Source organism: Streptomyces sp. KR55, assembly GCF_052245645.1.
Taxonomy (GTDB): Bacteria; Actinomycetota; Actinomycetes; order Streptomycetales; family Streptomycetaceae; genus Streptomyces; species Streptomyces flavusporus.
In genome coordinates this window covers 1-8,310 of record NZ_JBQQCE010000433.1, presented here as the reverse complement: position 1 = coordinate 8,310, position 8,310 = coordinate 1, and the positions used below count along the sequence as shown (strand labels likewise).

General features: G+C 71.4%; 5 protein-coding genes and 1 pseudogene. 3 read left to right on the top strand and 3 right to left on the bottom strand.

All coding sequences use genetic code 11. From position 1 onward, the window contains the following. The coding region (locus tag ACTWQJ_RS40665; protein WP_443311455.1) for a glycosyl hydrolase family 65 protein at positions 1 to 1,975 on the top strand (1,975 nt) is incomplete at its 5' end. A 156-nt stretch (positions 1,976 to 2,131) separates the two neighbouring features. Here ACTWQJ_RS40665 and ACTWQJ_RS40660 read toward each other — a convergent pair. Then, entirely contained in the window at positions 2,132 to 3,178 is a 1,047-nt protein-coding gene (locus ACTWQJ_RS40660) for a LacI family DNA-binding transcriptional regulator (RefSeq protein WP_443311454.1), read from the bottom strand. A 529-nt stretch (positions 3,179 to 3,707) separates the two neighbouring features. Further along, positions 3,708 to 4,478, bottom strand: a complete 771-nt coding sequence (locus ACTWQJ_RS40655) for an SDR family NAD(P)-dependent oxidoreductase (protein ID WP_443311453.1) — start codon at positions 4,476 to 4,478, stop codon at positions 3,708 to 3,710. Positions 4,479 to 4,662: 184 nt separating this feature from the next. On the opposite strand from ACTWQJ_RS40655, the gene ACTWQJ_RS40650 reads away from it, so the two are divergent. Further along, the gene (locus ACTWQJ_RS40650; protein ID WP_443311452.1) at positions 4,663 to 5,277 is read left to right on the top strand and encodes a TetR/AcrR family transcriptional regulator; all 615 of its coding nucleotides are present in this window, start codon (positions 4,663 to 4,665) and stop codon (positions 5,275 to 5,277) included. 831 nt (positions 5,278 to 6,108) lie between these two features. After that, positions 6,109 to 7,161 (top strand): PP2C family protein-serine/threonine phosphatase, encoded by a 1,053-nt coding sequence (locus ACTWQJ_RS40645; protein WP_443311451.1) that lies wholly within the window; start codon positions 6,109 to 6,111, stop codon positions 7,159 to 7,161. 314 nt (positions 7,162 to 7,475) lie between these two features. Here the strand turns inward: ACTWQJ_RS40645 and ACTWQJ_RS40640 are convergent. Further along, positions 7,476 to 8,310, bottom strand: a pseudogene (locus tag ACTWQJ_RS40640) (IS200/IS605 family accessory protein TnpB-related protein); the annotation flags it as partial.

Here is an 8,310-nt window from a genome sequence, read left to right as displayed (position 1 = left end):
AACGTTCAACGGCGCCTTCCTCCCGCGGGCTTGGGAGCGGGACGGCGAGCACCTGGTGGGCGGGGAGCAGTTGGTGGGCGGGGACTGGGCCGCGGTCGGCAGCCCCGCCCCGGCCGTGGCCGCCCGCGGCATCGCGCACCACCGGCAGTCCCTCGACCTGCGGACCGGCGTCATCACCACCGAGGCCCGCTGGACCTCCCCCGCCGGGCGGGTCACCGACGTGCGCTACGAGGTGCTCACCGACCGCTCCAGGCCGCACGTCGCCGCGGTGGCCGTGACCGTGCAGCCGCACTGGGACGGGCGGCTCGAAGTGACCGACGCGCTCGACAGCCGGGCCGCGACCCGGGTGCGGGACACCCGGACCGGGGCCGGGGAGGGGCGGATCTGGCTGACGACGGCCGCCGAGGGCAGCGGTATCCCCGCTGCCCTGGTGTCCCTGCTGCAGGGCCCGGCGGCCCACCCGTACGCGGAGTCCGAGGGCGACGGCTCGGTTGACCGGCGGGTGGTCGCGGACGTGGTCGCGGGCCACCTGTACACCTTCACCAAGTACGTGGGCATCGCCACCGGCCACGACGCGGACGACCCCCTCGCCCTGGCGCGCACCGCCGCCGAGGAAGCCGCCCGGGCCGGATACAGGCGGCTCGCGAGGGACAACTTCCGCGCCTGGCAGCGCGAATGGGAGGGCGACATCGTCGTACACGGCGACGCACGGCTCCAACGGCAGGTGCGGGCCGCCAAGTTCTACCTCCTCACCAGCGCGCGCGAAGGCTCCCCGTGGTCGCCGTCCCCGGCCGGGCTCTCCAGCGACGGCTACAACGGCCATGTCTTCTGGGACACCGAGACCTGGATCTGGCCGAGCCTGCTCGCCCAGCACCCCCGCATCGCCGGCAGCGTGCTCGACTACCGGGTCGACCGGCTGGACGCCGCCCGCGCCTACGCCGCCGAGTACGGCCAGGAGGGCGCGCGGTTCCCCTGGGAGAGCGGCCTGCACGGCGGCGAGGACACGCCCGCCTGGGCCCCCTTCGGCCGCTACGAGCAGCACGTCAGCTCCGATGTCGCCCTCGCCTTCTGGCAGTTCTGGCTGGCCACGGGCGACGAGCGGTGGCTGTACGAGAAGGGCTGGCCGGTGCTGCGCGGGGTGGCGGACTTCTGGGCGAGCCGCGCGGTGGCCGGAGCGGACGGCTCGTACCACATCAACGGCGTGATCCCGCCCGACGAGTATGCCGACAAGCCGAACGACGACTCCGTCTACACCAACGTGGCCGCCCGCGCCTCGCTGCGCTTCGCCGCCGAGGCGGCCGCGGTGCTCGGCGAACCGGCCGACCCACGGTGGGCCGAGGTCGCCGACGGACTCGTCGTCCTCTTCGACGAACGGCTCGGCGTCCACCCGGAGTTCGCCGGGTACGCCGGGCAGCTGATCAAGCAGGCCGACGTCGTGATGCTGGCCTACCCGTGGGAGAACCCGCAGCCCGACGAGGTCACGCGGGCCGACCTGGCGTACTACCGCGCGCGTACCCACGACAACGGGCCGTCGATGACGGACTCGGTCCACTCGATCGTCCACGCCCACCTCGGCGACGCGAAGGCGGCGTTCGAGCACACGCGGCGCAGCGTCGAGCCGTTCCTCCGAGACCCCTTCGACCAGTTCGCGGAGGGCCGCACGGGAGGCGCGTTCACCTTCCTCACCGGCCACGGCGGCTTCCTTCAGGTGTTCCTGTACGGCTACTCGGGGCTACGGTGGCGGCCGGACCGGGTCGAATTGGCGCCGATCCTGCCCCAGGAGCTGGACGGCATCACGCTGCAGGGCCTGCGGTGGCGGGGGCGGAGCTTCGACGTCGACATCCGCCCGGACGCCACGGCGATCCGGCTGCGAGAGGGTGACCCGTTGCCGGTCGGGTCCTGCGGCCGCCGGTACCGGGTGCCGAGCGGGGGCGAGATCACGATCCCCACCCGGCCACCCGCCCCGGCCCGGTAGGCGCATGGCGGGTCCTCGCGCCCTGGCCCTCCTTGCCAACAGGCGGCCCGGGCCCATTGAAGACGTCGTCGAAATGCCGCTCGCCGTGCTCTTCGAGGTCCACACGCTGGATCGACGATCCGCAGTCGATACCGCGGGATCCGCTGATCCCCGTGGTCACCCGCTGGCCCGGAGCACCAACTCCGGCTCCAGGAGGCGCTGGAGGGGGACCAGGTCCGCGGGGCCGGTGGTGGCGCGGAGGAGTTCGGTCATGATCAAGCGGCCCACCTCCTCGATCGGCTGCCGCACGCTCGACAACCCCAGCGCCGACGCCGCCGCCGTGTCGTCGAAGCCCACCACGGCCACGTCCTCGCCCGCCCGCAGCCCGCGGTCACGCAGGGCCTGGAGCGCGCCCACCGCCAGCGTGTCCGTCGCCGCGACGACCGCACTCGGCGGCTCCGGTCGGTCCAGCAGCTCGGCCATGAGACACGTCCCCGTCGACATCGCGTCCGGCCCGCGTACGTCCAGCCGGTGGCTCTGCGCCAGCAGGCCGTGCCGGTCCATGGCCGCGAGCCAGCCGCGCGCCCTGGCGTCGCCGACGCTCGTCCCCTCCGGCCAGCCGAGGAACCCGATCCGCCGGTGGCCCGCCGCCACCAAGTGGTCGACGGCGGCCTCCGTTCCGGCCGCGTTGTCGATGTCGACCCAGCTGTAGCGGTCGGTGCCGGCAGCGGTGCGTCCGAAGGCGGCGAAGGGAACGCCGGCGGCGATCAGCCGCTCCGGCCGCTGATCGTGCGGCTCGATGTCGTAGAGCACCACACCGCTCACGGCACCGGTGCGCCACAGCGCGGTGCAGTGGTCGCTCTCCGCGTCCGTGTCGGCTGCCGTGAACAGCAGCACATGGTGGTTCCCGGCCTGACCCGCCTCGACGAGCGCGTGCAGGAAGCGGTCGTTGATGGCGGCCACGGACTCGATGGACACCGGCTGGATCCGGTACCCGACCATCCCGGGCGAGCTGGCCCGCAGCGAGCGGGCCACCCGGTTCGGGTGGTAGCCGAGCTCGGCGATGACCTGCTCCACCCGCTCGCGGGTCACAGGGCGTACGCGGTGGGGGGCGTTGAGCACGTTGGACACCGTCTGGCGGGAGACCCCGGCCGCCTGAGCGACGTCCGAGATCGTGGCGGAGCCTCCCGCGGCAGGGCGCCCGCGCCCGGAGTTGAGTGCCACGCTCACTCCCTGGATGGTCTCGGCCGAACGGTGAACCGTACACGGGGGACGGACGGTCGGCCGCGTCCTCGGGCCCCCCGTGTCCCAAGTCGGTCGATTTTATCGTTCAAGCCGCCGTTGTCGATCCCCTGCCTCGGTGCGGCATCCGTGCGGCGGCGACGGCTACCGGGCGAGGGCCCGAACGCGGTCACCGGTTACTACACCCCGCCCGCCGCCTCCGACCGCGGACAGGCACTCGGCTGCGCCCTGTATGCCTGGCACTGCCTCACCGGCACTCTCCCCAACTGCCCCTGGCCACCGACGGTTCGGCCGCGACCACACCGACGAGGAGATCCAGGACATCCCGCAAGCCCTGCACCGCGACCCCCGTTCCGGACTGGTTGAACACCGCCGGGCACCGTTCACCTGGCGCCGCGAAACCGATATCGCGGCCGTCCTGGCGGCCCCCGACCGGTAGCGCCTCCGAGCCACCGACCCGCGGCACCCGGTCCGAGTCGAGGATGTCGTCGTGAGGCTGCGGCGGTGAGCGCTACGCGGCGATGACCGCGGCGCCCGTGCGGCCGCCGTCGACGTCCACCACGGTTCCGTGTACGAAGGCGGACTCGTCACTGGCCAGCCAGACGGCCGCGTGTGCGACGGCGTCCGGGGTGCCGACGACGCCAGCCGGGGTCCCGTTCATCATGACCTGGCCCGGATGGGGTTCGCTTCCCTCCGGCGCCGGGGGCAGGATCACACCCGGCGAGATGGCGTTCACTCGCACGCCCATGGGCCCGAACTCGGCGGCCCATGCCCGGGTGAGCGTCTCCATGGCTCCCTTGGTGGAGCTGTAGAGCGCGCCGATCGGGACGCCGAGGCGGGCGATCCAGGAGCCGAGGTTGATGATCACCCCGCCACCGGCCTCGGTCATGGCGGGGACGACGGCAGCGGTCAGGAAGAAGGGTGCCTTCACGTTCACCGCGTAGACCTGGTCGAACGTCTTCTCGTCGGTCGTGGTGGTCACGGCGGCCGGGTAGATGCCGGCGTTGTTCACCAGGATGTCGATCCGTCCGCTCAAGGTCTCGCGGGCCCGTTCGGCGAGGTGCTGGGAGGCCTGCGCGCTGCCGTCGAGGTCCGCCACCAGGAAGTCGGCCCGCCCACCGGATGCCCGGATGCCCTCGACCACCTTTGCGCCTCGTTCCCGGTTGCGCCCGGACACGATGACGTGCGCCCCCTCGACGGCGAATGCCTCGGCGATCGCCTGCCCGATATTGCTGGTCGACCCCGTGACCAGCGCCGACTTGTTCCGCAGTCTTTCACTCATGTGTGATCCCTTGTCTGGCACTGCGCGGTCGGGACAGCCGACCGGCTTCGGACGGCGGCCCGGTGCCCGAGCCGCGCGACCCACTGTGCGTCGCCAAAAATGGACCTGCAAGTCCAGAATGTGCGAGCTGGTCGGGTCCCGGCCGGTAAAGTGGACTCACCGGTCCGCTGACGTAGGGGGCACGATGCCGGACGCGCCGACCGCCAAGGGCCGGGCCACTCGGGCCCGCATCGTCGAGGGCGCGGCCGAGGTGCTGCGAGAGCAAGGCGTCGTCTCCGCGACGCTCGACGACATCCGCGGCCGTACCGCCACGAGCAAGAGTCAGCTCTTCCACTACTTCCCCGACGGCAAGGACGAACTGCTGCTGGCGGTGGCCCAGTTCGAGGCGGATCGCGTCCTGGCGGATCAGCAGCCGCACCTGGGGAGTCTCGACTCGTGGGAGTCCTGGTACCGGTGGCGGGACGCCGTGGTTGAACGCTATGAACGACAGGGGGATCAATGCCCCCTGGGGTCCCTGTTCCTGCAGGTCGGGCGGTCCCGCCCCGGCTCACGGGCCATCGTGACGGAGCTGATGCGCCAGTGGCAGGAGCAACTCGCCCGCGGTATGCGTGCCCTTCAGGCGGGCGGCCTGGTGTCGCCGGCCTTCGACGTGGATCGGGCGGCCGCGGCGTTGCTGGCCGGAATCCAGGGAGGCGTGGCGATCATGATGTCCACGGGCGACACGACCCACCTCGAGGCGGCGCTGGACAACGCCATCGAGAACCTACGGGCATCGGCGACCGGGTACACCGGCAAGTGACGGCATCAGCCGTCGCCGCACAGGATCGGCGCGCCACCACATCACCGAAATCGACCTCGGCTTCCATGCCCGGCTGGTGGCTCTGCGGCACGAACGCCTTCTCCGGCGCCTTTCCCGATTCCGCCAGGATTTGTGGCCTGCGGTCAGCGATGTACCGGCGGACCGATCTGGTAGGACACCTCGCCCGCCCCGTGCTCCTCCAACAGTCGATGGAAGGTCCGTGCCACCGGGTGGCGCTGCCGCGTCGCGACGCCTTCCTTGGTCTTCTTCTCGGTCTCGCATGCTGGCGGTCGCGTTCTGTCTTCGGCTCCTGCTTCCGGATCCGGTCGGCGGCCTCCTCCATGACCTTCAGCTCGGTGCGTACGGTGTCGGCCGGGCGTCGACGAGTCGTCACGGCCGGGCTATGAGAGTACGCGCCACGACAACCACCACCAGAGACCGCAGTTGCGGCGCCATCCGTGACGTGGAGTGCACGGTGGGTGCGGCTCCGTGCACGGAGCTTCGGCCGCCGGAGGAGTGCGACACGCAGGAGTGCCGCAGTGACGTTGGGGGGCCTGTGCCCTGCCTGCCGGGCCGCGCCTCCGGCGTCCTGACGGCGCCGGAGGCGCAACCGATCCCAGCCATCGGTTGCCCGGTGCGACAAGCGGTTGCGGCTCGTGGGCCGTCGGCTGGGCGTGTCGGGAACAGTTCAAGGCGGCTGACCGCCGCGCATGAGGCCTGTCGCATCACAGCCGATACGCATTTCATCCGGATAAGATGCATTTTGTGATCAGGTCGGGACGGCTCCGGCGCCGCCACCCACCCCACGGTGGCCAGGGGAAAGCAGCACTGATGTCACCGGTGATTGTTACCGCCGTCATCAGCGGCCTGGCCGTCTCCACCCCGAGGGAGATCGCCTTCAGTCGCCTGCTGCCCGCGGCACCCGCCCTCGCCGCCGCGATGTGGCCCGTACTCCCGACGGTCCTGCTGGGGGCGTTCTGCCTACTGGTCATGATCGGGCTCAGCTTCGTCTACTCCGATCTGGGGACGCCGTACACGGCTGCTGCGATCGTTGCCGTCACCTTGGCGGCCGCGTATGCAAGCCATCTCCGACTCCAACGAGAGGAGGCACTCTTCCAAGTCCGGCTCGTCGCGGACGCAGCCCAGAAAGTGCTGCTGCGCCCGCTGCCGCGCCGGATCCACGACGTCGAAATCGAGTCGCTGTATCTGGCGGCCCAAGAGCAGGCCCGGATCGGAGGCGACTTCTATGAGGCGGCCGACACACCGTACGGGGTTCGGCTGCTCATCGGCGACGTGCGCGGCAAGGGCCTGTCGGCGGTGGGGGCGGCCTCGGTGGTGATCAACTGCTTCAGGGAGAACGCGTACGACCAGCCCGAACTGAAGGGCATCATCCGTCGCCTGGAGACCAGCATCGCCCGCTACAGCATGGCGAACCCCGCCCACGATCAGCCAGAGCACTTCGCCACCGCTCTGATCGCCGAGATCCCGTACGGCGGCGGGTACATCAGAGTTCTCAACTGCGGGCACCCACCACCGCTGCTGGTGCAGCGCGGGGAGGTCCACGTCCTCGAGCCGACCGTCCCCTCGGCACCCCTCAATCTCGCGGCGCTCGTCGGAGACGACTACTGCGTCGACACCATCGCCTTCGTCCCGGGTGACCAAATGCTGCTCTACACCGACGGGGTCTCGGAGACCAGGGACCGCACCGGCGAGTTCTTCCCGCTGCCGGACTGGATGCGACAGCACAGCCCGGCGCCGCCCCGTGAGCTGCTGGACCGGCTTCACCGGGACCTGCTCCACTACAGCGGCGGAAGACTCGACGACGACGTCGCCGCGCTCGCCGTGCGCTGCCGGCCCACAGGGGCGCCGGAGCTCTCCGCGTAGCTTTCCCCGGTGGGCCCGCGTAATCGACCGGCACTGCCACGAGTGGACCGTTACGCCTGGACTTCGCCCTGGGTGGTCCGCGGCCTGCCGCTCCCGCATGGTCCAGTGGTGCCCATCGCTCGCTCTCAGGCGGTCCCATTCCTGATCGAGTCGGGGGCGACCGGACTCGGGCGCGTTTCCAGTGCGCTCGCCGCGTCGGCGTGGGGCTCCCGCCCGGGCGCAGGAATTCCACTGGCGTACTCCAGTCGCCGCCGCGGTCCGCGAGCGGCCGCCCCCACTGGCGCTGCCTCCTGGCCGATGCTTCCGCACCGTTCCTAAAGACTGAGCGGGAGTGAGTCCTGTTGCCAGAACTCATGCTCAGCCGAACGCCCCGAACGGTGTTGGGCGTTCTGGTCCACCGCGTTCGCACCGCGTCCGGCGCGCACGGATCGTGTCCGTGGTCCGGGGACGCGGGGGCGGTTTTCCTCACGCCCCGGGGTGTCCGGTCGGGCCTGGACGGTCCGATGCCCGCACCCATCGCTCTGGTGAGTGCGGGGCGGTGCCGTCCGTCGCCGGATCGGGTGCCCCAGGGCGCGCCTGCCGATCGCCACGGCGGCCGTGTCGTGGCGGGTGGTCTTGCGGGTCTTGCTGGTGAGGGGTTTCTGCCAGTGCTGGGCGCCCCACTTGGAGGTGTAGGCGGGGTCGACGGCGACGATGGTGATGCCGAGTCCGGCCGCCATGCTGACGAGCCGGGCCCGCAGCCTGGAGGTGGGCAGGCCGGAGATGAGCTTGCGGAAGCGTTTGCGGCGGCCGTGCTTCTCGCGGGTCTTCTCCGCGGTGAAGTCGAGGTCTTCGATCGCGACCGCGAGGCCGTGGCGCTTGGCCCAGTGCAGCAGGCGGATCAGCGCGTGCCGGACTTGGGCGTCGCGGTGCTGGGCGGTGCCGGACAGGTCGTAGAAGAAGCGTCGGGGATTACCGACGGGGTTGCCGTGTTCGTCGAGGCGCCAGGCGGCGAGGTGGTCGGCGTTGGTGTCCACGCCGATCAGGCCGCCCGCGCGGGCCGCCGCCAGGGGGACGGTCCGGACCGGGGGGATCGTCCAGGACGCGGTCAGGTACCAGCGCCCGCGGCCTACGTCTTCGTGGATGCGGTAGGCCACGGCACGGTTGGCT

Bases quoted from the DNA above. Each gene is read 5' to 3' on its own strand.
- ACTWQJ_RS40655 (WP_443311453.1), bottom strand. From the start codon at position 4,478: ATGAGTGAAAGACTGCGGAACAAGTCGGCGCTGGTCACGGGGTCGACC.
- ACTWQJ_RS40650 (WP_443311452.1), top strand. From the start codon at position 4,663: ATGCCGGACGCGCCGACCGCCAAGGGCCGGGCCACTCGGGCCCGCATC.
- ACTWQJ_RS40645 (WP_443311451.1), top strand. From the start codon at position 6,109: ATGTCACCGGTGATTGTTACCGCCGTCATCAGCGGCCTGGCCGTCTCC.